This is a genomic window from Ruegeria sp. BF12 (genome assembly GCF_056538705.1).
This window is the reverse complement of the sequence record NZ_JBQFTP010000010.1, coordinates 33,246-58,060: the sequence shown is the minus strand read 5'-3', so window position 1 is coordinate 58,060 and position 24,815 is coordinate 33,246. Positions and strand designations below refer to the sequence as shown.

Genomic DNA, 24,815 nt, shown 5'->3' with positions numbered 1-24,815 from the left:
GTGCGATCCGCCGTCGGGCTGTTCGCGCCACCTGCTGTTTCCAGGTGCCCGAACACCTTTGACGCCGATCCCCTAACGGAGTGCTAAAGCGGGAAGGTCAGAAATTTCGCATTTGAATCAAACCTATAACTATGCCCGTTTTTCCAACTTCACGTGTTGTCGTACGGCGAATCCGTTGCGCTGCCCGTCCGCCCCATAGGTGCTGAATTCCTGTCGCACGCGTCGCAATTCGGCCATGCGATTGGCCACGGCGCGAATCCCGTCAGCGGCGCTGTTCAGCAACGCCTGGTTCCGCTCGACCTTTTTCCGCAGGCGAATTAACTCATCACTGTCCAAGACTTCGAGATCGTTGATCGCGCCAATCAGCTTTTCCTTTTCCGGCGCCGTGTGGTGCAACCGGTCCAGATCTCCCTGAACAAGTGCGGTTCTCTCTAGTTCCAGAACCTCTTCAAGGGACTTAATCAGATTTATCTCAGGCTTCGTCGGCAAGGGTTTTCTCCATCATGGACTGGAACAGAATTTCGGACAGACCGACGCCGCCGGTTTTGGCCAGCTCTCGGGCCTGGTGCTGAACGAGAAACGAGGCGAACTGATCCTCGCCCGCACCGCCACCAAAGGTCTGCCGTGCTTTGCCCAGCCCCGCTGACTTCAACATTTCACCAAGAAACGCTGCCTCCAGCTCGACAGCCGCAGCACGAAGTTTCTCAGATTGTGAGGGCGCTTGAGCCAGTGGAAGGGTCGCAGAAACCTTCATTGCTTTCTCCGAAATTTGCATCGAACTTTCTTGATCAAAGGCGAAAGCGGTTAAAATAAACGTAACTTCCTGCGGGCAAGTTTCAGGTCACACAACCGGAGCCGGAGCAAAATGCCCAATCTCATTTCTGTGGTGACAGCCTCGCCGACCGCAGCCACAAAAACCCAAGCGACCGTTAATGAACCGGGCGAAGACGCCGGCGCAGATTTTGCCACCGTGTTGAAGCAACACGGCGATGCGCCTAGCGATGAGATCGCGGCCCCGGATCCCAAGATTAAAGAAACAGACGATGATACAGAGGCTGAAGACATCGACCCAAAGGGGGAGGCAGAAGTCCTTGTCGATCCCCCGCAGGCTGATTTGCAGGTGGCACAGAATGCAAAGCCAACCTTGGCCGAACCTGTCGGCCATGCCGTACAGGCAACTTCGCCTGACCTGAACGAACAGATTTCGGAAGCAGACGGACGCCCCGACACACAAGTAAGTTTCGTTAAGCCGGACTCGGAAAACCAAAACGCGCGAAAGGTCACTCAGAACTCTCGGAAAGACACGGTTGAACATTTTACACCTATCCAATCTTCAGAAGGGCAACCAAGACCGGAACCAGTCAAATCAAAGTTGCAAACCCCTGAAACACCCGCAAGGGAGGTGGTCGGCCCGACCGTGAAACCTGCGATGGACCGGCAGGAAGCGCAGCATTCGCCTGCACCCATTTCTACGCACCAGCCGAAACTCACGCCGGACCGAGCGCTGAGCATCGCTCAGATGCAATTATTCGCCCTCGAAAAGTCCCGCACGCAGAACGACGCACAAATAGCGCTGGACGTGGAAGAAACCCAACCGCTCAGAGATTCTCTGCCCGTTTCGACCAGCAGGGACGGCGCGCAGACGACTCATTCTTTGACAACGACGGCCCGCTTGGAAACGGCTCGGGCGATTGCGGGGCAAATGGCGGCCGTCATTAATGCGCAACCGCAATCCGGAGTCGTCGAGATTGCGCTAAACCCTGAAGAACTGGGTCGCGTTTCCATCGTATTGAATGGCCGAGACGATGGCCTGCACATGACAATTGCCGCGGAACGCCCCGAAACCTTGGACATGATGCGCCGGCACCTTTCGGTTTTGGAAGAGGAGTTCAGAAATCTCGGCCTCGGCGATCTGTCGTTTGACCTCGGGACGCACTCGGACGCCAGACAGGATCGCCCCAACTCCGAGGCAGAATTGTCTGCAGAAACAGCTCAGGCCCTGGACCCACAAACCAAGGCCCCACCCCTTTCAAGAACCGGCCTCGTCGGCCGTATCGACATGAGGTTGTGATCATGATTACGCCCACCCAACAGAACACCCAAACCCCTGTGCAATCGCAAAACGCGAAAACGCAAAAAAGCACGGGGCTGGCGTCGGATTTCGAAACATTTCTGAAAATGCTGACCGTGCAGGCCCAGAATCAGGACCCGCTAAAGCCTTTGGATGCGTCGGAATATGCCTCGCAACTGGCGCAATTTTCGATGGTCGAGCAACAAGTTCAAACCAATGATATGTTGTCGGCGCTCAGCCAAACTCTTGGTGGCTCCAATCTTGATAAACTCGGCAAATGGGTCGGCATGAACGTGCGTGCGCCATCGGCTTTCAACTTTGAAGGCGAACCTGTGGACCTGTTTGCCAAGGCCGAGCCCACGGCGAACAAAGCAGTCATGGTCATCCGCGACAGCGACGGCACTGTCGTCGACCGCCTTACCGTTTCAACGACCGACACGAGAACAGTCTGGGCAGGTAAGGGTAGCGACGGCCAGCCTTTGGCGGCGGGCAGTTACTCGGCGACGCTGGAAAGCTATGACGGGGACAAGTTGCTGTCGCAACAGTTGGCTGCCGCCTACAATCAGGTCGTCGAAGCTCAGGTTGCGGAAAATCAGGTGATGCTGACGCTGGCAAGCGGCCAAGTTGTTTCCGCCACGACGGTGTCGGGGGTCAGAGCCGAAGCTTGATCTGCAGGGCGCGACAGGCCAAACCTTGGCAAAATCGACTCACTAACCCAACTGGTGAACCCGCTGCCTGCCCCGACTTGCCCCCCACCTGATCTTATCGACGCCCTTCGTGCCCGTGGCCTTGTCAAGCCCGGCGCGGAGTTTCAGACGTTGTATGGGGGGCGCACCAACCAGGTCTGGAAAGTACTGGGCGGCGGCGGTGACAAGGTTCTGAAACTGTATCGCGCAACGCCGCGCAATCCCCTGTTTCGCAACGACCCAGACCATGAAGCGCAATGCCTGCGCGCCTTGGAACCAACGGGGTTCGTTCCGCGCCTGCGCGCGACCGGAGCGCATGACACGGGCAATTGGGTATTCTACGATCACGCCCCTGGATCGCCTTGGAAAGAGGGGCCGGAGGATGTTGCGAAGTTGTTGCGTAAACTGCACAAGCTCGATGCCGCAGTTCGGGTGCCGGACGGATGCAATGGCAGCGCGGATCTGTCTGAGCACACAGAGCGCATTCTGAGCGAATGCCGGTCGGACACGCGGGCCCGCCTGGCACAGCTATATCCGGCAGGTCACGTTGCCCCGACCGCGCGAACATGCCTTATTCACGGCGATACGGTAGCGGGAAACATTCTTGTCTCACAGTCGGGCATGACCCTGATTGACTGGCAATGCCCAGCTAGGGGCGACCCTTGCGAGGACATCGCAATGTTCCTGTCGCCTGCCATGCAACGGCTATATCGGGGATATCCACTCAGCCCGGCGGAAGAAGAGCGGTTTCTGGCCGCCTATGATCACCCCGAAACGGTCGCGCGATTTACCGAGTTGCGCCCTTGGTATGCTTGGCGCATGGCGGCCTATTGCCTTTGGCGCATCGAAAACGGGGCCGCGGATTATGCTGTGTCGCTGGAGCTGGAAGTCGCCGTGCTTTAAAGCGACCAGAGATCAGCGATCGCCATCGCAGCATAGGCTGGCGGCATCAGCGCACGTCGCCACGCCCCAAGGGGAAACCGCGCTGGAGGCTGCGTAATCGGTTCGGGCAGTTCGTCTGGCTGGTTCAGGACCATGCGTGCAAGGGCGCGTCCGCAGTATGTCCCCATCGCGACACCATTCCCATGATAGGCGAAGGCGGCAAATATGCCCGACTGATTGGGTACTGGCCCGGCATAGGGCGTCAAATTTCGGGACAGGCAAACCATTCCGGACCACATGTGGCTAACTTCTACGTCCGCCCATTCCGGGAACATGCGCCGAAAGTCTTGCTGAGCTGTTCTGCGAATTGCGGCCTCAGCCTTGGGCGAAGACCGCAACCCACCGCGCATACCAAACAAAAACCGCCGGTCGGGCATCAGGCGGAAATAGTGCAGCAAGTTTCGGGTGTCGTAACACATCTGATCCGAAGTCCAGCCCTGCGCCTGCAACTCGGGCTCAGACAGGGGCTGCGTCACCAGAACAGTGGACTGTGCGGGCATGTACCGGCCCGACAACCATTGCGGAACGTCTTCGCTGGAGTACCCGTTGGTGCAGATCAGCACGTTCGCAGCGCGGATAAGTCCCGTTCCAGTCTGAACTTCGAAGCCGGCTTTCGTCTTTCGGATGCTTTCAGCCGCCGTTTTCTGAAAAAGGCGAGCGCCTTGAGATTCCGCAGCAGAGGCGAGCCCAAACAGGTACTTCCTGGGGTTCAGGCCAAACCCGACCGGATTGGTGTACCCGCCGTGAAAGTCACCCCCAAACCCCAGCCCCAGCAATTCGCCTGCTTCGTGCAAGATGCCCGAGTCTTCGGCTGTACGGCGCAGCTTTTCCATCGCCCGTGCGGAATGCGCCAACTGGGTTTCCCCGTTTGAATGCGTATCGGCGTCGATCTGGTGTGTCTCCAGCAGATCGGCAACCAATTGGACAGCGTCACCTTCGGCCTGCTGGTATGACTGTGCAGCGTTCAAGCCGAATTGCCGGACCATGGCCGAATGGCTCAGCTTGGACCCGCCAAGGCAACAGAACCCGCCGTTACGGCCTGAAGCCCCCCAGCCTGGGGTCGCAGCCTCCAATACGGCGACGAATGTACCGGCCTCGGCCAGATGCAGCGCTGCCGAAAGGCCCGTGAACCCGCCGCCTAAAATGGCGACGTCTACGCTCAGATCGCCATCGAGAATTGGCCAATCCGGCGCCGCAATCGTTTCGTCCCACCAGCAGTTCTGCCGCGGCCCGGGGCCATAAGTGTAATCCGGGAACAGACGCTTCATTCGGTGCGCGCAGCGGCAAGTTCATCCTGTTTTTGCCGCACCATTGCCCGTTTCGTGACCAGAGAGGCGGTGATGACGCCAACCGTTACGACCGCAATCATGATGGTTGACAAGGCGTTGATCTCGGGACTGACGCCAAGGCGTACGGCCGAGAAAATCTTAATCGGCAAAGTCGTCGCCGACGGGCCCGACGTAAACGACGCAATCACCAGATCGTCCAGAGACAGGGTGAACGCCAGCAACCAACCCGAAATTACCGCAGGCGCAATGATGGGCAGTGTCACAAGACGAAACGCCTGCGCGGGCGAACAGCCCAGATCCAAAGCGGCTTCTTCCAATGACTTATCAAAAGTCACAAGGCGTGAGGACACCACGACTGACACGAAACACATCGAGAATGTGGTGTGCGCCAGAACGATGGTCAGAATGCCCCGGTCCAGTCCGATGCCGATAAACAGCAGCAGCAGCGACAGACCCGTGATCACTTCGGGCATCACAAGAGGCGCGTAGATCATGCCGGAAAACAGCGTGCGGCCAAAGAACCGCCCGCCGCGCACCAGCACATAAGCCGCAGCCGTGCCCAAAATAGTCGCCAGCGTCGACGAGAACACAGCCACCCTGATTGTGACCCAGGCCGCGTCCAGAAACGCTTCGTTCTGAGCCAGTTCACCGTACCATTTGGTTGAAAACCCCGCCCATACTGTGACCAGTTTGCTTTCGTTGAAGCTGAAGATGATCAGAATGACCATCGGGATGTAGAGGAACGCGAATCCCAAAGTCAGCGAGACCGCGTTGAACCAGCTCATCCTGTTCATTGCTCAGCCTCCGTCTGTTTCTGCTGGTTGCGCTGGAACAGCACGATCGGGATCACGAGGATCAGCAGCAAGACCACGGCAACAGCGCTGGCCACCGGCCAGTCGCGGTTCGAGAAGAACTCTTCCCACAGCACTTTACCGATCATCAGGGTGCCGGAACCGCCGAGCAAAGAAGGGATCACGAATTCACCGATCACCGGGATCATCACTAGGAAACAACCTGCAATGATGCCGGGGCGAGACAGCGGAATAGTCACCAGCCAGAACGCCTGAATCCGGGAGCAGCCCAAGTCCTCGGCCGCTTCGATTAGCGACCCGTCCATACGCTCCAGCGAGGAATAGATCGGCAGGATCATGAACGGCAGATAGGTGTAGACGATGCCGATATAGACCGCCGTGTTCGTGTTCAGAATGGTCAGCGGGGTCGAGATGATACCCAGCCACAACAAGATCTGGTTCAGATACCCTTCGTTGGACAGAATACCCATCCACGCGTAGACCCGGATCAGGAACGAGGTCCAGAACGGCAGGATCACCAGCATCATAAGCGTCGGGCGCCATTCCTCTGGCGCACGGGCCATACCGTATGCGATGGGATAGCCCACCAGCAGGGTCAGCGCCGTCGAGATCAGGGCGATCTTGACGCTGGACAGATAGGCCTTCCAATAGAGATCATCCTCGGTCAGCCAGACATAGTTTTCGAAGTCCAATTGACTGAAGAAGCCTTTGATTCCCGCCCACCCCTGCGACAGGTCCAGCGTCGGCGTGTAAGGCGGAATGGCTAGCTCGGTATCCGAAAGTGAAATTTTCAGGACGATCAAAAACGGCACCAGAAACAGCACCAGCAGCCAGACATACGGAACGGCAATCAGAAACGCGCGGCGCATCAGCTTGCCAGCAAAACCGCGGCGGTTGCTGTCCAGGACAGCCAGACCGGGTCTTCCCATGTAAACGACCGGCGCGAGATACGGCGAGTGTTGGCCGTCTGTGCCTTGATAATCGTGCCGTTCGGCAGTTCAACGTGATAGGTGGAGAGATTGCCCAGATAGGCGATGTCGTGAACCTTGCCCTGCACCGCATTGATGGCATCTGCCGGGCGGTCTGCCGAGATCGTCACTTTTTCGGGCCGGATCGCAAGGTGACAGGTCTGTCCCTGCGAAAACCCGTTGGCCGAGGTCGCCGTCAACGGCGACTGCCCCTCGGCCCAGTCGATCTGATAGGTATCGTCACCGTTGGACGAGGCCCGGCCTTCGATGATGTTCACATCGCCGATGAAATCCGCGACATAGACCGAGTTCGGGTTTTCATAGATGCGGTCCGGTGTTTCCACCTGCATCAGCCTTCCTTGATCCATCACGGCTACGCGGCTGGCAACGGTCATAGCCTCTTCCTGATCGTGGGTCACGATCACGAATGTTGTGCCGGTCTTTTCCTGGATATCCATTAGCTCAAACTGCGTGTCCTGCCGCAGTTTCTTGTCCAGCGCGCCCAGAGGTTCGTCCAGCAGCAGCAGTTTCGGTGCCTTGGCCAGAGAACGCGCCAGTGCCACCCGCTGACGTTGACCGCCCGAGATCTGGTGTGGTTTACGGCGGGCAAACTGTTCCAGCCGGGTCAGGCGCAGCATTTCTTCGACGCGATCCTCAAGGTCATGCTTTGGCATGTTGTCTCGGCGGAGACCGAAAGCGATGTTTTCCCAAATACTTAAGTGCGGAAACAGCGCGTAGGACTGGAACATCATGTTCACCGCCCGTTTGTTCGGTGGCACAGGGTCGATGTCCTGGCCGCCCAGCAGAATATGCCCTTCGGTCGGCGTCTCGAACCCGGCCAGCATCCGCATCATGGTGGTTTTGCCGCAGCCGGACGGACCCAGCAGAGCAAAGAACTCCTTTTCGAAAATGTCCAAAGACAGGTTGTCGATGGCCGTGAACCCACCAAAACGTTTGGTTACATTCTGGAATTGGATCAATGGTTTCGCCTGTGGATCTTCCCACGGCGCAAAGACGGTAGTGTTCAAAACGGCCCCCGTTAGACAGTCTGATTGGAACAGCAAGGCGGACAGGCCGCCTTGCTCAGATACTTCGGATCAGGTGCCCGATTTGATCTTGGTCCACATGCGCGTCACCACGCGCTGTGTTTTCGACGGGTAGGGCGTCGTGATGTAGAGATTTTGCATTGTTGCATCATCCGGATAGATCGCAGGATCGCCGATCACGTCTTCCTCAAGGAACTCTTGCGAGGCCTTGTTACCGTTGGCGTAGTACACATAGTTCGAGGCTGCCGCCATGTTGTTGGCGTCCAGAATGAAGTTCAGAAACTGGTGCGCGCCATCCGGGTTCGGAGCATCTGCCGGGATGGCCATCTGGTCGAACCACATCAGCGAACCTTCGGCGAAGGGATGGTATTCGATGTTCACACCGTTGTCCGCCTCGGCTGCGCGGTCCCGAGCTTGCAGAACGTCACCCGACCAGCCAACAGCCACACAGATGTCACCGTTTGCCAGCGCATTGATGTATTCCGAACTGTGGAACTTCTGAACATGCGGACGGACACCAGCGAGGATTTCTTCGGCCTTACCAATCACGTCGGGGTCGTGGCTGTCCGGGTCTTCGCCGATGTATTGTAGAACCATCGGAATGATCTCGGCCGGAGCGTCAAGGAAATGCACCCCGCACGAGGCGAGCTTTTCCATGTTCTCCGGTTTCAGAACAAGGTCCATGCTGTTCAGGGCAACGTCTTCACCCAGCGCTTCCTTGACCTTGTCGACATTGAGGCCAAGACCTGTGGTTCCCCACATGTAGTTGATCGAATAGGCGTTGTTCGGGTCATACCCAGAAGTGCGTTCCTGAATGACGTCCCACAAATTGCCAGCGTTGGACAGTTTGGCTGAGTCCAACTCCTGAAACGCGCCAGCCTGTATCTGACGCTGAAGGAAAGTGCCCGATGGCACCACCACGTCATAGCCCGAGCCCCCGGCCAGCATCTTGGTTTCCAGTACCTCGTTGCTGTCGAACACGTCGTAGATAAGGGTCAGGCCCGTCTCTTCCTCGAATTTCTTCAGCAGTTCTTCGTCGATGTAGTCGGACCAGTTATAGACGCGCACCTCTTCGGCAAAGGCCGCCGAAGTCCCCAGCGCGACGATTGCCGTCAGCGTCAGCGTTTTGATTGACATATTTCTCTCCCTGCGAATGTACGGGTATTTTCCCTTTTTTTTGGATTTGATCAAGTTTTGCGTTTTTGCTCGATCCATCGTATGGTTTCACGAGGTCAGGCTTCTGGCAAGACAACACCACGGGAAACAGGGTAAACCACTTGGATTTGATCAAAAATAAAGCATCCGGCGCCCATGAGAGTGAAGGAAAGAGACCGGCGCATGAGCAGGTGTACCAAACCCTGAGATCACAGATCATGTACGGGGAACTGGTCCCTGGACAGCCCGTCACGATACAAGGTCTGACTGATTCGCTTGGGGTCGGAATGACTCCGGTGCGCGAAGCAATCCGGCGGTTGATTTCGGACGGCGCGCTTATGTTTCAGGGCAATCGCCGCGTCAGCGTTCCGCTGCTGTCCAACGCCGATGTTGAACAGATGATATTCGCAAGAATATCAATAGAATCAGAGCTTTCTCGCCGCGCAACTGCCACCGTGACACCCCTAGACATCGACCAGCTTGAGCGGCTTGATCAGCGATTGGATCAGACCATCGTAGATGGAAATGTCAGCGGCTACCTGCGTTTGAACCATCAGTTTCACGAAACGCTCTATGCACATGCGGATGCTCCGATTCTCAACGATTTGGCCGAGCGGCTGTGGTTGCGGTTTGGCCCTTCCCTGCGCGTTGTATGCGGGCGATTTGGCACTCATAGCTTGCCTGACCGGCACAAGGACATCATCTCGGCTTTGCGCGCGGGGGATGCCGAAAATGTGGCGAAAGCGACTGCACAGGACATTGAACAAGGGATGGAACTGATGTCCGACGCTTTGACAGGCGATTGATTCAGTTCGATTCGATTGACAGCACAAAATTTGATCATATTGTGACGAGCAACCGCTTTTGCAGGAGATTCTCTGATGTCGACCATCACCAATCACATGCCGACCGCCGAGTTGCAGGCTTTGGATGCGGCGCATCACATACACCCGTTTTCTGCCAACGGATCGTTGGGCAAAGAAGGCGCGCGGGTCATTACACGCGCAAAGGGCGTGTACCTGACGGACAGCGAAGGCGAAGAGATTCTGGACGCCATGGCCGGTCTGTGGTGCGTCAATATCGGCTATGGCCGCGACGAACTGGCCGAGGTCGCCGCGCGCCAGATGCGCGAATTGCCCTATTACAACACGTTCTTCAAAACGACCCACGTTCCGGCCATCGCCCTAGCCGCCAAAATTGCAGAGCTGGCGCCGGGCGATCTAAACCATGTCTTCTTTGCCGCCGGCGGTTCCGAGGCGAACGACACCAACATTCGTCTGGTACGGACCTATTGGGCTGAAAAAGGCCAGCCTGACAAGAACATCATCATTAGCCGCAAGAACGCCTATCACGGGTCCTCCGTAGGCTCAGCATCGCTGGGCGGTATGGCAGGAATGCACGCGCAGGGCGGCATTCCGATCCCGAACATTCACCATATCAACCAGCCGAACTGGTGGGCCGAGGGTGGTGACATGGCGCCCGAGGATTTCGGCCTGGCTCGTGCGCGTGAGCTGGAAGAGGCCATTCTGGAACTGGGCGAAGACCGCGTCGCGGCCTTCATCGCCGAACCCGTGCAGGGCGCAGGTGGCGTGATCGTAGCCCCAGATACCTACTGGCCCGAGGTTCAGCGTATCTGTGATAAATACGACATCCTGCTGATCGCGGATGAGGTGATCTGCGGCTTTGGCCGCACCGGTAACTGGTTCGGTTCCGAAACTGTCGGCATCAAGCCGCATATCATGACCATCGCCAAGGGCCTCAGCTCGGGCTATGCGCCAATCGGCGGGTCTATCGTCAATGATGAGATCGCCGAGGTGATCGGTGGCACCGAATTCAATCACGGCTACACCTATTCCGGCCACCCGGTTGCTGCAGCCGTTGCGCTGGAAAACCTGCGCATCCTTGAAGAAGAGGGGATCGTCGAACACGTCCGCGACGTGGCCGCGCCCTACCTGAAGGAAAAATGGGAGGCACTGGTCGACCATCCGCTGGTCGGTGAGGCCAAGATCGTTGGCATGATGGCCTCGATCGCACTGACACCGGACAAGGCCAGCCGCGCCAAATTCGCGTCCGAGCCGGGCACGATCGGATATATCTGCCGCGACCGCTGCTTTGCCAACAACCTGATCATGCGGCATGTGGGCGACCGGATGATCATCTCTCCCCCGCTGGTTCTGACGCCTGCAGAGATCGACGAGATGTTCGTGCGGATTTACAAGTCATTGGACGAGGCGCATGCCGAAATCATCGCTCAGGGGTTGATGAAGGCGGCGTCATAAGCCGACGGTTTGGACTGGAAGGACACAAGGGGCGGTTGGTTCGACAATCGCCCTTTCTTCAACTCGAAGTAGAATGACGTCTTTACAACTGCTAGATTTCAAACTTAGCTCAGAGGCATTCGATTTAAGAGCTTTTAATTCCAATGTCCGAGAAAACACTGGCCAATCAAAAGAAACCAATTGTTGCACCGTGGGTCAGAGTCGTACTGCTAGTTTATCTTGTGCTTACCGCTCCGCACGTCATCCTATCATTCTTTTCAGTACAGTATTTTCCGTCTCCTGACTGGTTAATCAAAGCTCGCACTTTCGACATTGCTTTGAGCGTTGCCGTACTATGCTTTATTAGCGTCGTGTGTTTTAGACTGTGGATGAACCAAAACTCTGCATCCGCCAAGTCAAACGTCTTTTCGCAATGGTTTTTATTCTGTTTTTTTCCGGTTTGGTTTGTCCTTTTGGACGGCGCCGGGCCGGTCACATATGGATTCCCGATAGTAGTTTCCACTTTAGCGGGACAGGAAATCGAATTGCCTTACACCTCAGACTGGTATGGCGGTTCTGGGCCAGACGGCCGTTGCCCATACTCTGTTGCGCTGGAAGGCGTGCCGTCACCTTGGCACAGGCTTTGCAATCTGTCTGAGGAGCTCGCCACCACCGTAGAGCCCGGTGATACGATCCTTGTGTCGGGCACAGGGACCAGGATGGGTTTGTTTGCCCATGGTGCAGAACTCCCGACTGACAGATAGAATATCATCTCGGGGCAGGTGCCGTTAAGTCACCGCAGCCGTTCCAGCAGTTTCAAGCTGGCGTACCCATCCGGCAACAACCCCTGCGCCAATTGATACGCCCGAACCGCATTGACCGTGTTCGGCCCGGTGCGCCCGTCGATGCCTTGCGTGTCGAATCCAGCGTCGGTCAGGCGGGTTTGCAGTTCCTTCTTCTCAGTGAAGCTCAGTATCTGGTCTCCCCGCGGCCAATCAGCCTGAAACGGTGTGCGTCCGGCCAGACGGTCGGACAGGTGGCCGATTCCAATTACATAGGCGTCGGCGCCGTTGTATTTTTCAATCACGCTGAAATTGTCGAAGATCATCAGCGCAACACCCTGTCCTCCGGCGGGCAACAGGATCGCCGCTTGGCCATGATCCGAAATCGGAGCGCCACTCATAGACGCCACGCCGCGTGCGGCCCACTCCGACGGCATCAGCGTGTGATCCCGCCTCGCCGTGGAATAGTCGAACCCTTTGGGCAATGTCACTTCAACACCCCAGGGCTGCCCTTTGGTCCATCCATGCCGCGCCAGATAGGCCGCCGCCGAAGCCAGCGCATCAGTCGGGTCGTCCGACCAGATATCGCGCCGACCGTCGCCGTCAAAATCCACCGCGTGGTCGAGGTACGATGTCGGCATGAACTGGGTGTGCCCCATCGCTCCGGCCCAACTGCCCACCATGTTGATTGGACTGACATCGCCTGCCTGAACGATCTGCAACGCCGCGATCAACTGGGTTTCGAAAAATTGCGCCCTGCGCGCATCAAAGGCCAGCGTGGCCAGTGACCGGATGGTGTGATCGTTGCCTCGAAACGTTCCAAAAGACGTCTCAAGCCCCCAAATCGCGGTCACGACTTCTTTTTCAACGCCAAATTGCGCTTCGATCTGGGTCAACGCATCGCGATGACGCTCTAACCCGGCGCGGCCATTTCTGACCCGCGAATCCGAGACCGCAGAGTCCAGATATTCCCAGATTGGTTTGGAAAATTCCGCCTGATTTCGGTCTCGCTTGATGACATCCCTGTCATAAGTCAGGCCGGCCAGAGACCGATCCAGCGTTGAGGTCGATATCCCCTGCTCGACCGCTCTTTCCCGAAAAGCTCCAAGCCACGCCTGAAATCGCGCGTTTCCTTCCGTTGACACCCGGTGCTCCTTAACTGAGGGCCGCAAGACCGGCCGGATGGACACGACCACACCTGCCGATGCCAATTGTATGGTCTGTGACCCGCTCAGCGAGTTGATTGATTCCGCCTGCACAATGGATGCCCATAATGCGGCGGTCATGACGCCACCTATGCACTTACGCATTCCGAATTTTCCTGAGTACTGCTCGACCTCAGGATAACGCAAAACCGGAAATTTCCAAAGCGCTCAGCTTTCGTTCTAGCAATCATTTGCTTCTCGCTCGGCGCGGATTTGGGCTAAAGCCTCGCGTAGTAACGGCACACGGTTTGGCCTAAAGCTTTCATCCGTAACGGACATTTCACGAATCCGATCCAGCCGAAAAAACCGGAAATCCTCTCTCAGATGGCACCACGACAGCATGACACTGGAGCGATCCATGTACACGATGCTTAGCGGATTGACCTTTCTGCGGGTGTCGTCACCCTTGGCGTCCGTGTAGGCGAATTCGATCGTGCGTTCATCCCAAGTAGCTTGCCGCAAGTCAGACACGTCGATTGTCGGCTTTGCCGGACGGTCAAAGCGCGTCGCGGTCAGTACCGCGTGACTCAGGCGATGGGACTGGCGTTGCGGCAAGCGACCCTGCAGTTTGCGCAATGCATTGCCGGCCGCTTCGGCCAGCCCTGGATCGCCAATGGCTTGCACCTCACGCAGGCCCAGAACCAACGCTTCCAGCTCATCGTCGGTGAACCCGAGCGGCGGCAAAGTTGCGTCTTCGATCAGGGTAAAACCAAACCCAGCCTCGCCGTCGATCACCGCCCCAAGCCCACGCAACGAATCGATATCGCGGTGCACGGTGCGGGGCGAAACACCAAGATCCTGCGCCAGTTGTTGGGACGTCTTTGGCGACGGACCAGAACGCAAGGCTTGCATCAGCTGGAACAGGCGGGCGGTACGGGACATAATGCAGCCTACCTTAAACCTAATGCCAATTTCTGTCATTAGACTGATCTAACCGTTTGGCACCCCAATCAAGGAGCCGACGATGCTGACCCTTCTGACCTACCCCTCCGCCTTTGGCCTGTTCAGCGCCAGCCCCTTCTGCGTGAAAACCGCCTATATGCTCCAGCACGCCGGCCAGCGCTGGCAGCGGTCCGACATGCTGGACCCTCGCAAGATGCCGCACCAGAAACTGCCCGTTCTGCGCACCCCGGAACGGCTGGTCCCCGACAGTGATCTGATCCGCGACTGGCTCGAGGCGCAGGGTGCGGATTTCGACAAGGGATTGACCGACATACAAAAGGCGCAGTCCCGTGCGCTGATCCGCATGGCAGAAGAGCATATCTATTTTCAGATCGTACTGGATCGCTGGGGTAACGACGAAGTCTGGCCGGTTCTGCGAAAAACCTTCTTTTCCGTCATTCCGGCATTGATCCGAACGCCCGTGTCGAATTCCATACGCAAGAAAGTCGTCAATGGTCTGGGGTTTCAGGGTGTCAGCCGTTTCTCACCCGCGGAACGCCAAGACCGACTGGAACGGGACCTTGAGGCGATATCCGCCTATCTTTGGCAATCGCCCTACTTGTTGGGCAACCAACCAACCTCGGCGGATATGAGCGTCGGCCCCATGCTGGCCGCCATGCGCGCGACGCCGGCGGATACACCACTGACCCGGCGGATAAAGCAGGATAACCTGCTGAACAGCTACATAGATCGAATGGAACAGGCGATTCCGCTGTCATGACACCCTTTGACGACCCTGCCGTGGAGGCCGCTTTTGAGGCATTTCCCAAGGACACCCGCACGGGTGTTCTTGCCCTGCGTGAATTGGTGCTTTCAACTGCTGAAACGCTGCCCAAGGCGAACCCATTGCAGGAGGCGTTGCGTTGGGGCCAGCCCGCCTATCTGGCCCCCAAGGGATCAACCATTCGATTAGGAGCGCACAAATCGGCATCTTTTGCCCTGTTCGTGCATTGTCAAAGCCGGTTGATGGGCGATTTCACATCAGCTTTTCCGGGCGAGGATCGGATCGACGGGAATCGGGCAATCCTGTTCGATGACCCGGATCAGATCGATGAAACCCGTCATGGCTGGCTGATCGCTCGGGCGCTGACCTATCACCTTTGACGCCGCTTGCGTTCGACCTTGCGCTTGATCTTGTCTTTCTTGCGCTTGGTACTGACTGCCTTGCGCCGCGTGCCCCGCTTGGCAGGCCCGCGTCCGCGCGGCAGAGCCTGATCGTCGATGGACAGTAGCTCCAGTTCCAACCCACCGGTGACGGGCGTGGCTTCGGTCAACCGAACCGTGACCCGCTGACCGATGGCAATGATCAACCCGCTGTCTGACCCCATCAATGTTCCGGCTTCGCGGTCGAAATGGAAGAACTCGCGCCCTAGCGACCGGACTGGCACCAGCCCATCCGCACCGGTTTCATCCATCTTCACGAAGGCACCAAAGCGGGCGATGCCGCTGATGCGACCGCTGAATTCATTCCCTACTCGCTCACTGAGATAGGCGGCGAGGTAACGATCCGTCGTATCCCGTTCGGCCATCATTGAGCGGCGCTCGGTATCCGAGATATGGGTGGCAGTTTCGTCCAGCCGCGCGATTTCATCCTCGGTCAGCCCGTCCTTGCCCCAGCCATGGGCCGAGATCAGCGCGCGATGCACGATCAGGTCGGCGTAGCGGCGGATGGGCGAGGTGAAATGCGCGTAGTTGCGCAGTGCCAGACCGAAATGGCCAAAGTTCTCGGGGTTGTAATAGGCCTGCGCCATCGACCGCAACGTCGTCAGGTTGATCAGTTCCGCATCCTCAGTCCCAGCGGCGGCGTTCAACAGCGCGTTCAGGTGACGTGTCTGCAGTACCTGCCCCTTGGCTAGATTCAGCCCCGCCGCTTGCGCAGTCTCGCGCAGGCTTTCAAGTTTTTCAGGCGCGGGTTCTTCATGCACTCGGAATAGCAGCGGGCGGCGCTTGGCGATCAAAGTCTCGGCCGCGGCGACGTTCGCGAGGATCATGAATTCTTCGATCAGTTTGTGTGCGTCAAGGCGTTCACGGAAGGCCACGCTTTCGACCTCACCCTTGTCGCTGAGGACGATTTTGCGTTCGGGCAAATCCAGTTCCAGCGGCTGACGTTCTGCCCGCGCTTTTTTCAGGGCCGCATAAGCGGCGTAGAGCGGCTTCAAAACAGGCTCTAACAACGGCCCGGTGCGGTCATTTGGGTTGCCGTCGATGGCTTCCTGCACCTCGGCATAGTGTAGCGACGCGGCCGAGCGCATCAGGCCACGTACAAAGCGATGGCCGGTCTTGTTGCCGTTCGCGTCAATCTGCATCCGAACAGCAATACAGGCACGCGGGACGCCTTCGTGCAGCGAGCACAAATCGCCCGACAGACGATCCGGCAGCATCGGCACAACCCGGTCCGGGAAATAGCTGGAGTTGCCCCGCTTGCGGGCCTCACGGTCCAGCGCGGTGCCAGGCTGCACATAGGCGGCCACATCGGCAATCGCGACCCAGATCACATGACCACCCGGGTTCTTGGGGTCGTCATCGGCATGGGCATAGCAGGCATCGTCATGATCCCGTGCGTCTGACGGGTCGATGGTCAGCAGCGGCATGTCCCGCAGGTCTTCGCGCCCTTTCAGACCAACGGGTTTGGCCTTGTCGGCCTCGTCAATAACCTTGTCCGGGAAATCGTCTGGAATGCCATGCTGATGGATGGCAATCAGCGAGACCGCCTTGGGTGCAGACGGATCGCCCAGCCGTTCCACGATGCGGGCACGCGGCAGACCCATGCGGTTCTTCGGTCCGGCCTGTTCTGCTTCAACCAGTTCGCCGTCCTTCGCACCCAGTACCGCACCGTCTGCCACCAGCCACTCCGTCTGGCCGGTCTTGTCGATGGGCACAATCCGCCCACCCTCGGCCCCTTTGCGGAAGATACCCACGATCTTGCGCGGGTTGGTCCCGATCCGGCGGATCAGGCGAGCCTCGTAATTATGGTCTTCTTCATGCACCACCGTCAGGCGGGCCAGAATGCGGTCGCCCTCGCCCAGCGCGGGATCACTGGCGCGGGCGACGATCAGAACGATCGGCTCGACCCCTTCGCCATGCCACTCCAGCGGGCGCGCGAACAGATCGCCATCCGCGTTAGGCGCCTTCACCTGCAGCACACTGACTGGTGGCAAGCGATCCGGGTCACGGTAGCTGCGCTTGCGCTTTTCCAGATGCCCCTCGGCCTCAAGCTCTTTGAGGATACGTTTCAGATCGATCCGATCCGCGCCTTTGATACCAAAGGCTTTGGCGATATCGCGTTTCGAGGTCAGGGTGGGGTTCGCCGAGATCCAGTCGAGGACCTCCTGCTTGGTGGGGATGCGAGTCATAGTTCCGGCCTATCACGGGGATGCGACGGCGTCATGACCAAAAAGCGGCGGGCTGGGTCAGGTTTTCAGATCCGAAACCGTATCCACGTCACGCAATTGATCCAGAAACGCCACGCGACACCCAGGAACCGAGGCCAGAGTATCGGCCAGAGCGTATTCAGTCGACCAGCGAACATCTTGAAACAGGCTTTTCGGCAGCGGCCTGTACCGCTGCGCACCGACCAGCCAATAGCCACCATCCGGTGCGGGGCCAAACACCATTTGCGCGCGCCCCAATTCCTTGAACGCCCGCGCAATGTGCGATGGCGTAATGCCGGGAATGTCAGCTCCGATCAGGCAGACCGGACCTTTCGGCATGCCGCGCAACATCCGCTCCATACGATCGCCCAGATCACCCCGCCCCTGCCCCGCGCGCGGCAGGTCTGCGGGCCAGATGCGGCTGGTCAGACCTTCTTGATCAGGGGCAACGGCAAGCACGATCTGCCAGCGCGGGTCTCGCAGACGACGGATCAACGCACGCGTTTGCCAGCGAAACCACCAGGCCGCGCCGACCATACCGATGTCGCGCCCCAACCGGGTCTTGACCCGGCCCGGGCGTGGCTCTTTCACCATTATGACCAGTGTGCGCTGCATCGATCAGGCGAAATAGTCCCGCAAAATACGCGAGTAGATCGCCTTGAGCTGTTCGATTTGCGCAATCTCGACACATTCGTCCACCTGATGCATCGTTCGACCAACCAGCCCGAACTCCACAACAGGGCAGTGGTTTTTGACAAACCGCGCGTCCGATGTGCCGCCCGTTGTCGACATCTCGGGGCGGATGCCGGTTTCCGCCTCGACGGCTTGCGCGACCAGATCGGACAGAGGACCTGGTGGCGTCAGAAAGCTTTCGCCCGAGATTTTGATGCGGAGGTCGACATCGACGTCATAGGCTTCGGCGACTGCGCGTGCCTCGGACTGAAGCCATTCGCTGAGGCCTGCGCCCGAATGCAGGTCGTTGAACCGGATATTCACCGCGCCACTGCATTGCGCGGGGATTACATTGGTCGCAGTGTTGCCAGTGTCGATGTTCACGACGGCCAGTGTCGAGGCATCAAAGTGGTCGGAGCCCTGATCAAGCTCGTGGCTGGCCAGTTGATGCATCAGCCGCGCCATCGCAGGCAGAGGGTTCTTGGCCCGATGCGGGTAGGCGGAATGCCCCTGAACGCCGGTTACGGTAAACCAAGCGGTCATCGAGCCGCGCCGCCCGATCTTCATCATCTCGCCCATTGTATTCGGACAGGTCGGCTCGCCTACCAGACAGACGGACATTTGCTCGTTGGCCTGGGTCATATAGTCCAGCAGCGCCGTGGTGCCGTCCACCGCGTCGCCCTCTTCGTCACCAGTGATGGTCAGGATCACGGCCCCGTCCGGGGGGGTTTCACGTACAAAGTCCATCGCCGCTGCCGCGAATGCCGCGACACCCGATTTCATGTCGGTTGTGCCTCGGCCAAACATCACGCCGTCACGGATTTCGGCGCCGAATGGCGGCGTTGTCCACGCGGCCTCATCACCCACCGGGACGACATCGGTATGACCGTTGAACCCAAAGCTGCGCGCGTGCCCCTTTTTGCCCCAGCGGGCAAACAAATTGCTGACGTCACCGCGATTAACACGGGTGCATTCGAACCCCGCCTCGGTCAGAACGCTTTCCAGCAAAACAAGCGCGCCACCTTCGTCGGGTGTGACCGATGGGCAACGGATCAGGTTTGCCGTCAACTCGACCGGATCTGTCATTATCTGCCCCCTTTGGTTGGTTCGCGCACAGATTCAACGAATTGTCCGGCTTGCCAACCCCTTCCCGACCGAATTTGCCAGGTTTTTCTCTGCGCGCCTCAAGATGACGCCCCAATAAAACATAGATGTTTACCCTGCGGCCACCTTGCCGCCCGGATCAAATCTGCGTTAGAGGGCCGCGAAGCAGGTAAGTCGACGATGAAACGCGCCATTTTCGGATTGATCTGCCTGACTTTCGCCGCTCTCGCACAGCAAAGCCAGGCTCAGACGCTGACGGTCGCCACGGTGACCCGCCCCCCGTTTTCCTATGTCGAGGACGGGGCACAGACCGGTTTTTCAATGGAACTGCTCGAGGCGTTGGCGGAATCGCTGAATTGGGACTATTCGGTAAACCGGGTCGAGGCGTTCGGTGACATGTTGGGTGCGGTTCGGAATGGGTCCGCTGAACTGGCAATTGCCAATATCTCGATCACGGCGGCGCGGGAAACGCAAATGGACTTCAGCCAGCCTATCTTTGAGGCTGGCTTGCAGATCATGGTGCCGTCCGATGCCGTGCGCACACCCTCGTTGTTGCATGCGTTACTGTCGGTCGAACTATTCATCGCCATCGGTCTGGCCTTTGCCATCCTTTTGGGTGGCGGGATGCTGATGTGGGGCTTTGAACGGCGCGCCCAGCCCTATTTTGACCGCAAACTGAACGAGGCCTGGTTCCCATCCTTTTGGTGGGCCCTGAACCTTGTGGTAAATGGCGGGTTTGAAGAACGCATGCCGCGCACGCCGTTTGGTCGGCTGCTGGGTGTCGTTCTGGTCGTATCCTCGCTGTTCATCGTGTCGGTCTTCACGGCCCGTATCACGTCGGTCATGACCGTAGATGCGATCAGTGGCAGCGTGAATTCGGTAAATGACCTGTATGGCAAGCAGGTCGGTACGATCTCGCAATCAACAGCAGCCAATTTCCTGAACCGGCGCGAGATTGAGTTTTCCGGCTATGAAAACCTGGACGACATGCTGACGGCGTTCCGGGAGAAAGAACTGGACGCCGTCGTTTTTGACGCCCCGATCCTGTCCTATTTCGCGTCGCATGAAGGACGCCGGATCGCGTCCATGACCGGTGGGGTTTTCCTGCGTGAAAACTACGGGATCGCATTCCCCACGGGCTCACCTCTGGTCGAGGACGTCAATCAGGCCCTGCTCGCGCTGCGCGAAGACGGAACCTATGACGACATTTACCGCAAGTGGTTCGGAGTACGGAACTAAGCCGGTTCCTCATCCCCGAAAAACGGCGTCATCTGGGCGACGATAACAGCGTTCTCATCCAATGCCCGCTGCATCAGGGCGCGCTCATCGGGATCAATGTCGTGCCCCAGCGCTTCGCGCTCGGCCAAGGTGCCATAGCCCGTGACATCCAGTGGTGCGGTGTCAGCCTGTTTCAGGATGGCGACAGTTTCGCGCACGGCCTCGGCCTCGTCCACTCCGCTGGCAAAGCACATCAACGCGGCCCCGGTCGCACCTTCGGGCAGACCATCGCCCTCTTTGCGGCCGATCTGAACGAGCAATGTGTAGACTTGCTGACGGGACGGTTTCTTTTGCTTTTCCATGCAGGGGGCCATAGCTGCGCGTCTGTCTGCGGTCAAGCAGCCGGGAATTGCAGGACGGCTTCGGCACGTCCATAGTGCCCGGGAAAACTTGTTTCAAACCGCAAAGGAATTTTCATGGCGTATCCCGATTTCATCACGGACTTCCCGGCCCTCGACGTGCCATTCCCAACGGACGTGGTTCAAACCGCGGTCATCCGGTCGGATTCGGGATTGGTGGCATTCTTCACCTTCCTCAAGGATTTCGAACTGCCCCCGCATTCGCACAAGGCGCAATGGGGCACGGTGATCGAAGGTGAGGTTGAACTGACCATCGGCGATGAGACCAAGATTTATCGCCCCGGCGACAGCTACACGATCCCGTCCGGTGTCGAACATGGGGGAACGATCAAGGCCGGGACCCGGGTGATCGACGTCTTTGAAGAACCCGACCGCTATCCGATCAAAGCGTAAGCCAAATACAAAAAGGCTGTAGCGAATTCTGCTACAGCCCCGTTTCTCAGCTGCGATTGACTTAGTCGCGCAGCAATTCGTTGATCCCGGTTTTCGAGCGGGTCTTTTCATCAACGCGCTTCACGATCACGGCGCAATACAGGCTGACATTGTTCTTGGACGGCATCGAGCCCGCAACAACCACCGAATAGGGCGGTACTTCGCCATACATGACTTCACCGGTTTCACGGTCGACGATTTTGGTGGACTTGCCGATGAACACGCCCATGCCCAGGACCGAACCTTCACGGACGATGCAGCCTTCGACCACTTCGGAGCGTGCGCCGATAAAGCAGTTGTCTTCGATGATGGTCGGACCGGCCTGCATTGGTTCCAGAACGCCGCCGATACCAACACCACCCGACAGGTGCACGTTTTTACCGATCTGCGCGCAGGACCCGACGGTGGCCCAGGTGTCAACCATGGTGCCTTCGTCGACATAAGCGCCGAGGTTCACGAACGACGGCATCAGAACCACGCCTGGCGCGATATAGGCCGATTTGCGGACAACACAGTTCGGAACCGCACGGAAACCAGCGGAACGCCATTGGTTTTCACCCCAACCTGCGAACTTGCTGTCCACCTTGTCCCACCAACCGCCGGCCTGCGGACCGCCGTTCTGGATTTCCATATCCTTGATGCGGAAGCCCAGCAGAACCGCCTTCTTGGCCCACTGGTTCACGTGCCAATCACCGCTCTCCAGCTTTTCGGCAACGCGCAGCGAACCGCTGTCCAGCGCGTTCAGCGTGTCTTCGATCGCTTCGCGCTGTTCGCCGGTGGTGGCGGGCGTGATGGTATCGCGCGCCTCCCAGGCGGCTTCGATAGCGGTTTCCAGTTGCGCGTTGGACATCGGAGGGCTCCCTGCAGAATCTGTTCACGTTTGTTTGGCCTATACGCAACTGCATCTCGTGGTGCAATGCGACGCAGAAGGTACGATTTGCGGCTAGGTTGACCTGTGATCAGCTTGCGCGTCGGATATGGCGCGTCAGAATGGCTGTTGCCGTGGCCGCGTCCTTGCGCTTGAGCGCCTGCACGATCGCTGCATGGTCACTATCAGCGCGGTGCACCCATTTGGGACGCCAATGGGCAAACAGGTGGCGCGCACCGGCTATGTGCAAATCGTCGATGGCGTGCAAAAGCCGTGGCAGCCCGCATGGGGTCAGGATCGAGCGGTGAAAGGCACGATTGCGGGCTTCCCATTCCGGCATCGTCTGTGCTGCGTCGCAAGTAATCCGTGCGTCATCCGCCTCTTTGAGCGCGCCGGGAGTCATGTTCTGCACCGAATGTTGCAATGCCAGCGATTCCAATGCGACGCGCATTTCGACGACTTCCCGAACCTCTGCCGGGTCCAGCGCGGTGACTCGCATCCCGCGGCGCGGTTCACTTTGGGCCAAACCGTGTGCTTCGAGACGCAGCAAAGCCTCGCGTACCGGAACATGGCTGGTTTCAAACGCCTTGGCGATGTGGTCCTGCCGCAACTTTTCACCGGCAAGCAATTCGCCGGTGATAATCTTCTGGCTGAGATTTTGGTAAATTGTGTCGGCGATGGTTGCAGTCATAGATTATCGATAAAATCCTTAACCTGCTTCCACAAGCCGATAATTCACTCAAGAAACGGATCGGGCGAGATATTTCCGCCGCAGACCAGAACCGCGACGCGTTCACCCGGTTCCGGCTGGTATGCGCCAGATGCCAGGGCCGCCAATGCGGTAGCGCCCGCGGGTTCCACAAGAATGCGATGAGTCTGCCACAGAGATTGCTGCGCCTGTGCAATGGCATCATCAGAAACCAGAACCGAGGTCATGCCCTGCGCCATATCGAAACAGATCGACCCGATCCGCCGCGCGCCCAGCGCATTGGCCGCAATGCCAGAGACCGAGACGTCCACCGGCTCGCCCGCCTGCAACGCTGCATTAAGGGCGCAAGAGGTTTCTGGCTCGACCGCCACGACCTTGCGGGAACCGTCAAACCAGGCCAGCGCGCCGGCGATCAGGCCACCGCCGCCGACGGCGACAAGAACAGTATCGGCCTCCAAGCCCTGCCTTTCCCATTCGGCGAAGCATGTCCCCTGCCCGGCGACCGTTGCAGGCGCGTCGTAGGCATGGATTTGCATGGCACCACTTACCGCTTCATGCGCCTGCGCTGCGTTCAGGGCGTTGGCGTATTCGCCCTGCACCACCGTCAGATCTGCTCCCGTCTGTTCGATCAGGGCAATCTTGGACGGCCCTGCAAGATCCGGCACAAAGACCTTGGCCGGGTGGCCCAGCGTTTGCGCGGCATACGCCGCTGCCGCACCATGATTGCCGCCCGAGGCCGCCACAACACCGGCCTTGGGAACATCCAGGCTGAGCAAGGTATTGAACGCCCCACGCGCCTTAAAACTCCCGGTGTGCTGCATGTGCTCAAGCTTCATCTCGATCGGGTATTCCAAACCGGGCAAACGACTTTGAATCACAGGAGTTACCTGCGCATACCCATTGATCCGTTCGGCGGCTGCGGAAATTTCGCGCTTCCAACTCATTCTTGTTCTTCCGTGACTGGCACTCTGCCCGCGAACCCTATAGCTGTTTTAAGAACACGCAAGCAGGGATGCATCACACATGAGAGAAGACCGCCTCAGCCCTTTCCGCGACGCACAGACCGACCGCTCGACCGCGAGCGAGGTGCCGGACACGCCACAGACGCGTTCTTCGGCTTATCGCCTGGCCTTTGCGGATGATGACTTCCTGTGCAGGGATGAGCTGCGCCCCGTGCGCCTGCAGTTGGAATTGCTGAAGCCCGAGATGATCATGTCCGAGCGTGAGATCACCTCGACCATTGTCATGTTCGGTGGCGCGCGCATTCCAGAGCCTTCAAAGAAACACACCGCGCGGACGGACACGCTGGCCGGCTTGTCGAAGTACTATGACGAGGCCCGGGAATTCGCCCGTCTGATGACCGAGAAGTCCAATGAAACCGGCTGCCGGGAAAACGTCATCGTAACTGGCGGAGGCCCGGGCGTGATGGAGGCCGGAAACCGTGGCGCGCAGGATGCTGGCGGTTGTTCCATCGGCCTGAACATCGTGTTGCCGCATGAACAGGCTCCGAACCTTTATGTGACGCCCGATCTCAGCTTCAACTTCCACTATTTCGCGATCCGCAAGATGCATTTCCTGATGCGCGCCCGCGCGATCACCATCTTCCCCGGTGGTTTTGGAACCATGGACGAGCTGTTCGAGTCCCTGACCCTGATCCAGACCGGCCGCATGGAACGCGTGCCCTTCCTGCTGTTCGGGCGGGAGTTCTGGGAAAAGGTCATCAACTGGGAGGCCCTGGCCGACGCGGGCACGATCTCGGACGAGGATCTGGATCTGTTCCGGTTTGTCGACACCGCGCAAGAGGCGGTCGAGATCATCGAGAACTGGGAACCGGCCCCACCCCGCGACCAAATTCCGGGACGTTGA

Annotated in this window: 27 protein-coding genes; 11 read left to right on the top strand and 16 right to left on the bottom strand. The window is 58.4% G+C overall.

The features are described 5' to 3' along the window. Nucleotides 1–129: 129 nt before the first annotated feature. Both ACR0J0_RS15850 and ACR0J0_RS15845 read right to left on the bottom strand, forming a co-directional pair. Nucleotides 130–489, bottom strand: a complete 360-nt coding sequence (locus ACR0J0_RS15850) for a flagellar biosynthesis protein FlgN (protein ID WP_480665118.1) — start codon at nucleotides 487–489, stop codon at nucleotides 130–132. Next, entirely contained in the window at nucleotides 473–754 is a 282-nt protein-coding gene (locus tag ACR0J0_RS15845; protein WP_480665117.1) for a rod-binding protein, read from the bottom strand. Before ACR0J0_RS15845 ends, ACR0J0_RS15850 begins: the two co-directional genes overlap by 17 nt. A 111-nt stretch (nucleotides 755–865) precedes the next feature. On the opposite strand from ACR0J0_RS15845, the gene ACR0J0_RS15840 reads away from it, so the two are divergent. From ACR0J0_RS15840 to ACR0J0_RS15830, 3 genes are read left to right on the top strand one after another with little or no spacing between them, the layout of a single operon-like run. Then, nucleotides 866–2,071 carry a flagellar hook-length control protein FliK gene (locus tag ACR0J0_RS15840; protein WP_480665116.1) on the top strand — a complete coding sequence of 402 codons (1,206 nt, stop codon included), beginning with the start codon at nucleotides 866–868 and terminating at the stop codon, nucleotides 2,069–2,071. Nucleotides 2,072–2,073: 2 nt separating this feature from the next. Next, nucleotides 2,074–2,739, top strand: a complete 666-nt coding sequence (locus tag ACR0J0_RS15835) for a flagellar hook capping FlgD N-terminal domain-containing protein (protein ID WP_480665115.1) — start codon at nucleotides 2,074–2,076, stop codon at nucleotides 2,737–2,739. A 54-nt stretch (nucleotides 2,740–2,793) separates the two neighbouring features. After that, complete coding sequence (locus ACR0J0_RS15830; protein WP_480665114.1) at nucleotides 2,794–3,660, top strand: phosphotransferase; 867 nt, start codon at nucleotides 2,794–2,796, stop codon at nucleotides 3,658–3,660. Here ACR0J0_RS15830 and ACR0J0_RS15825 read toward each other — a convergent pair. From ACR0J0_RS15825 to ACR0J0_RS15805, 5 genes are all read right to left on the bottom strand, one after another. Further along, entirely contained in the window at nucleotides 3,657–4,967 is a 1,311-nt protein-coding gene (locus ACR0J0_RS15825; RefSeq protein ID WP_480665113.1) for an NAD(P)/FAD-dependent oxidoreductase, read from the bottom strand. The genes ACR0J0_RS15830 and ACR0J0_RS15825 overlap by 4 nt on opposite strands. Beyond that, nucleotides 4,964–5,782 (bottom strand): ABC transporter permease, encoded by an 819-nt coding sequence (locus ACR0J0_RS15820; RefSeq protein WP_480665112.1) that lies wholly within the window; start codon nucleotides 5,780–5,782, stop codon nucleotides 4,964–4,966. The genes ACR0J0_RS15825 and ACR0J0_RS15820 overlap by 4 nt, the downstream gene beginning before the upstream one ends. Continuing rightward, the gene (locus tag ACR0J0_RS15815; protein ID WP_480665249.1) at nucleotides 5,779–6,669 is read right to left on the bottom strand and encodes an ABC transporter permease subunit; all 891 of its coding nucleotides are present in this window, start codon (nucleotides 6,667–6,669) and stop codon (nucleotides 5,779–5,781) included. Before ACR0J0_RS15815 ends, ACR0J0_RS15820 begins: the two co-directional genes overlap by 4 nt. Next, nucleotides 6,669–7,796, bottom strand: coding sequence for an ABC transporter ATP-binding protein (locus ACR0J0_RS15810; RefSeq protein WP_480665111.1), 1,128 nt, complete (start codon nucleotides 7,794–7,796; stop codon nucleotides 6,669–6,671). Before ACR0J0_RS15810 ends, ACR0J0_RS15815 begins: the two co-directional genes overlap by 1 nt. 69 nt (nucleotides 7,797–7,865) lie before the next feature. Next, nucleotides 7,866–8,951 carry a polyamine ABC transporter substrate-binding protein gene (locus tag ACR0J0_RS15805; RefSeq protein WP_480665110.1) on the bottom strand — a complete coding sequence of 362 codons (1,086 nt, stop codon included), beginning with the start codon at nucleotides 8,949–8,951 and terminating at the stop codon, nucleotides 7,866–7,868. A gap of 140 nt (nucleotides 8,952–9,091) precedes the next feature. Here ACR0J0_RS15805 and ACR0J0_RS15800 point away from each other — a divergent pair, with 140 nt between their 5' ends. The 3 genes from ACR0J0_RS15800 (at nucleotide 9,092) to ACR0J0_RS15790 (ending at nucleotide 11,991) form a co-directional block, all read left to right on the top strand. Continuing rightward, nucleotides 9,092–9,775, top strand: coding sequence for a GntR family transcriptional regulator (locus ACR0J0_RS15800; RefSeq protein ID WP_480665109.1), 684 nt, complete (start codon nucleotides 9,092–9,094; stop codon nucleotides 9,773–9,775). Between the two features lie 75 nt (nucleotides 9,776–9,850). Continuing rightward, entirely contained in the window at nucleotides 9,851–11,248 is a 1,398-nt protein-coding gene (locus tag ACR0J0_RS15795) for an aspartate aminotransferase family protein (protein WP_480665108.1), read from the top strand. A 143-nt stretch (nucleotides 11,249–11,391) separates the two neighbouring features. After that, a complete protein-coding gene (locus ACR0J0_RS15790) occupies nucleotides 11,392–11,991 on the top strand; it encodes a hypothetical protein (RefSeq protein ID WP_480665107.1) in 600 nt (199 codons plus the stop codon). Between the two features lie 29 nt (nucleotides 11,992–12,020). On the opposite strand, the gene ACR0J0_RS15785 is transcribed toward ACR0J0_RS15790, so the two are convergent. Further along, on the bottom strand, nucleotides 12,021–13,319 hold the full coding sequence (locus ACR0J0_RS15785) for a lytic murein transglycosylase (RefSeq protein WP_480665106.1): 1,299 nt from the start codon (nucleotides 13,317–13,319) through the stop codon (nucleotides 12,021–12,023). Between the two features lie 75 nt (nucleotides 13,320–13,394). Beyond that, nucleotides 13,395–14,096: a helix-turn-helix transcriptional regulator gene (locus tag ACR0J0_RS15780; RefSeq protein WP_480665105.1), complete on the bottom strand. Its 702-nt coding sequence runs from the start codon at nucleotides 14,094–14,096 to the stop codon at nucleotides 13,395–13,397. 82 nt (nucleotides 14,097–14,178) lie between these two features. Between ACR0J0_RS15780 and ACR0J0_RS15775 the strand changes: the two genes are divergently transcribed. Together ACR0J0_RS15775 and ACR0J0_RS15770 are read left to right on the top strand one after the other, a co-directional pair. Next, nucleotides 14,179–14,877, top strand: coding sequence for a glutathione S-transferase family protein (locus ACR0J0_RS15775; RefSeq protein WP_480665104.1), 699 nt, complete (start codon nucleotides 14,179–14,181; stop codon nucleotides 14,875–14,877). After that, nucleotides 14,874–15,260: a DUF1801 domain-containing protein gene (locus tag ACR0J0_RS15770; RefSeq protein WP_480665103.1), complete on the top strand. Its 387-nt coding sequence runs from the start codon at nucleotides 14,874–14,876 to the stop codon at nucleotides 15,258–15,260. Before ACR0J0_RS15775 ends, ACR0J0_RS15770 begins: the two co-directional genes overlap by 4 nt. On the opposite strand, the gene rnr is transcribed toward ACR0J0_RS15770, so the two are convergent. Genes rnr through dapE form a run of 3 tightly spaced genes read right to left on the bottom strand, consistent with a single transcriptional unit; the run spans nucleotide 15,251 to nucleotide 19,285 of the window. Continuing rightward, on the bottom strand, nucleotides 15,251–17,509 hold the full coding sequence (gene rnr / locus ACR0J0_RS15765) for a ribonuclease R (RefSeq protein ID WP_480665102.1): 2,259 nt from the start codon (nucleotides 17,507–17,509) through the stop codon (nucleotides 15,251–15,253). The two genes, ACR0J0_RS15770 and rnr, sit on opposite strands and share 10 nt — an antisense overlap. A gap of 57 nt (nucleotides 17,510–17,566) precedes the next feature. Next, nucleotides 17,567–18,142 (bottom strand): TIGR04282 family arsenosugar biosynthesis glycosyltransferase, encoded by a 576-nt coding sequence (locus ACR0J0_RS15760; protein ID WP_480665101.1) that lies wholly within the window; start codon nucleotides 18,140–18,142, stop codon nucleotides 17,567–17,569. Nucleotides 18,143–18,145: 3 nt separating this feature from the next. After that, complete coding sequence (gene dapE, locus ACR0J0_RS15755; RefSeq protein ID WP_480665100.1) at nucleotides 18,146–19,285, bottom strand: succinyl-diaminopimelate desuccinylase; 1,140 nt, start codon at nucleotides 19,283–19,285, stop codon at nucleotides 18,146–18,148. Nucleotides 19,286–19,483: 198 nt separating this feature from the next. Between dapE and ACR0J0_RS15750 the strand changes: the two genes are divergently transcribed. Next, nucleotides 19,484–20,542, top strand: a complete 1,059-nt coding sequence (locus ACR0J0_RS15750) for a transporter substrate-binding domain-containing protein (RefSeq protein ID WP_480665099.1) — start codon at nucleotides 19,484–19,486, stop codon at nucleotides 20,540–20,542. Here the strand turns inward: ACR0J0_RS15750 and ACR0J0_RS15745 are convergent. After that, a complete protein-coding gene (locus tag ACR0J0_RS15745) occupies nucleotides 20,539–20,883 on the bottom strand; it encodes a hypothetical protein (RefSeq protein ID WP_480665098.1) in 345 nt (114 codons plus the stop codon). The genes ACR0J0_RS15750 and ACR0J0_RS15745 overlap by 4 nt on opposite strands. Before the next feature lie 114 nt (nucleotides 20,884–20,997). Here ACR0J0_RS15745 and ACR0J0_RS15740 point away from each other — a divergent pair, with 114 nt between their 5' ends. Beyond that, on the top strand, nucleotides 20,998–21,333 hold the full coding sequence (locus ACR0J0_RS15740) for a cupin domain-containing protein (protein ID WP_480665097.1): 336 nt from the start codon (nucleotides 20,998–21,000) through the stop codon (nucleotides 21,331–21,333). 61 nt (nucleotides 21,334–21,394) lie between these two features. Here the strand turns inward: ACR0J0_RS15740 and dapD are convergent, their stop codons facing one another. The 3 genes from dapD to ACR0J0_RS15725 form a co-directional block, all read right to left on the bottom strand. Next, on the bottom strand, nucleotides 21,395–22,222 hold the full coding sequence (gene dapD / locus ACR0J0_RS15735) for a 2,3,4,5-tetrahydropyridine-2,6-dicarboxylate N-succinyltransferase (RefSeq protein WP_480665096.1): 828 nt from the start codon (nucleotides 22,220–22,222) through the stop codon (nucleotides 21,395–21,397). 109 nt (nucleotides 22,223–22,331) lie between these two features. After that, complete coding sequence (locus ACR0J0_RS15730; RefSeq protein ID WP_480665095.1) at nucleotides 22,332–22,931, bottom strand: GntR family transcriptional regulator; 600 nt, start codon at nucleotides 22,929–22,931, stop codon at nucleotides 22,332–22,334. Between the two features lie 44 nt (nucleotides 22,932–22,975). Then, nucleotides 22,976–23,893, bottom strand: coding sequence for a threonine/serine dehydratase (locus ACR0J0_RS15725; protein WP_480665094.1), 918 nt, complete (start codon nucleotides 23,891–23,893; stop codon nucleotides 22,976–22,978). Nucleotides 23,894–23,972: 79 nt separating this feature from the next. Between ACR0J0_RS15725 and ACR0J0_RS15720 the strand changes: the two genes are divergently transcribed. Next, entirely contained in the window at nucleotides 23,973–24,815 is an 843-nt protein-coding gene (locus ACR0J0_RS15720; protein ID WP_480665093.1) for an LOG family protein, read from the top strand.

What these genes read in the sequence shown, in the direction of transcription:
- ACR0J0_RS15845 (WP_480665117.1), bottom strand. Translation starts at nt 754, where the DNA reads ATGAAGGTTTCTGCGACCCTTCCACTGGCTCAAGCGCCCTCACAATCT.
- ACR0J0_RS15840 (WP_480665116.1), top strand. Translation starts at nt 866, where the DNA reads ATGCCCAATCTCATTTCTGTGGTGACAGCCTCGCCGACCGCAGCCACA.
- ACR0J0_RS15835 (WP_480665115.1), top strand. Translation starts at nt 2,074, where the DNA reads ATGATTACGCCCACCCAACAGAACACCCAAACCCCTGTGCAATCGCAA.
- ACR0J0_RS15825 (WP_480665113.1), bottom strand. Translation starts at nt 4,967, where the DNA reads ATGAAGCGTCTGTTCCCGGATTACACTTATGGCCCCGGGCCGCGGCAG.
- ACR0J0_RS15820 (WP_480665112.1), bottom strand. Translation starts at nt 5,782, where the DNA reads ATGAACAGGATGAGCTGGTTCAACGCGGTCTCGCTGACTTTGGGATTC.
- ACR0J0_RS15815 (WP_480665249.1), bottom strand. Translation starts at nt 6,669, where the DNA reads ATGCGCCGCGCGTTTCTGATTGCCGTTCCGTATGTCTGGCTGCTGGTG.
- ACR0J0_RS15805 (WP_480665110.1), bottom strand. Translation starts at nt 8,951, where the DNA reads ATGTCAATCAAAACGCTGACGCTGACGGCAATCGTCGCGCTGGGGACT.
- ACR0J0_RS15795 (WP_480665108.1), top strand. Translation starts at nt 9,851, where the DNA reads ATGTCGACCATCACCAATCACATGCCGACCGCCGAGTTGCAGGCTTTG.
- ACR0J0_RS15790 (WP_480665107.1), top strand. Translation starts at nt 11,392, where the DNA reads ATGTCCGAGAAAACACTGGCCAATCAAAAGAAACCAATTGTTGCACCG.
- ACR0J0_RS15785 (WP_480665106.1), bottom strand. Translation starts at nt 13,319, where the DNA reads ATGCGTAAGTGCATAGGTGGCGTCATGACCGCCGCATTATGGGCATCC.
- ACR0J0_RS15780 (WP_480665105.1), bottom strand. Translation starts at nt 14,096, where the DNA reads ATGTCCCGTACCGCCCGCCTGTTCCAGCTGATGCAAGCCTTGCGTTCT.
- ACR0J0_RS15775 (WP_480665104.1), top strand. Translation starts at nt 14,179, where the DNA reads ATGCTGACCCTTCTGACCTACCCCTCCGCCTTTGGCCTGTTCAGCGCC.
- ACR0J0_RS15770 (WP_480665103.1), top strand. Translation starts at nt 14,874, where the DNA reads ATGACACCCTTTGACGACCCTGCCGTGGAGGCCGCTTTTGAGGCATTT.
- rnr (WP_480665102.1), bottom strand. Translation starts at nt 17,509, where the DNA reads ATGACTCGCATCCCCACCAAGCAGGAGGTCCTCGACTGGATCTCGGCG.
- ACR0J0_RS15760 (WP_480665101.1), bottom strand. Translation starts at nt 18,142, where the DNA reads ATGCAGCGCACACTGGTCATAATGGTGAAAGAGCCACGCCCGGGCCGG.
- dapE (WP_480665100.1), bottom strand. Translation starts at nt 19,285, where the DNA reads ATGACAGATCCGGTCGAGTTGACGGCAAACCTGATCCGTTGCCCATCG.
- ACR0J0_RS15750 (WP_480665099.1), top strand. Translation starts at nt 19,484, where the DNA reads ATGAAACGCGCCATTTTCGGATTGATCTGCCTGACTTTCGCCGCTCTC.
- ACR0J0_RS15745 (WP_480665098.1), bottom strand. Translation starts at nt 20,883, where the DNA reads ATGGAAAAGCAAAAGAAACCGTCCCGTCAGCAAGTCTACACATTGCTC.
- ACR0J0_RS15740 (WP_480665097.1), top strand. Translation starts at nt 20,998, where the DNA reads ATGGCGTATCCCGATTTCATCACGGACTTCCCGGCCCTCGACGTGCCA.
- dapD (WP_480665096.1), bottom strand. Translation starts at nt 22,222, where the DNA reads ATGTCCAACGCGCAACTGGAAACCGCTATCGAAGCCGCCTGGGAGGCG.
- ACR0J0_RS15730 (WP_480665095.1), bottom strand. Translation starts at nt 22,931, where the DNA reads ATGACTGCAACCATCGCCGACACAATTTACCAAAATCTCAGCCAGAAG.
- ACR0J0_RS15725 (WP_480665094.1), bottom strand. Translation starts at nt 23,893, where the DNA reads ATGAGTTGGAAGCGCGAAATTTCCGCAGCCGCCGAACGGATCAATGGG.
- ACR0J0_RS15720 (WP_480665093.1), top strand. Translation starts at nt 23,973, where the DNA reads ATGAGAGAAGACCGCCTCAGCCCTTTCCGCGACGCACAGACCGACCGC.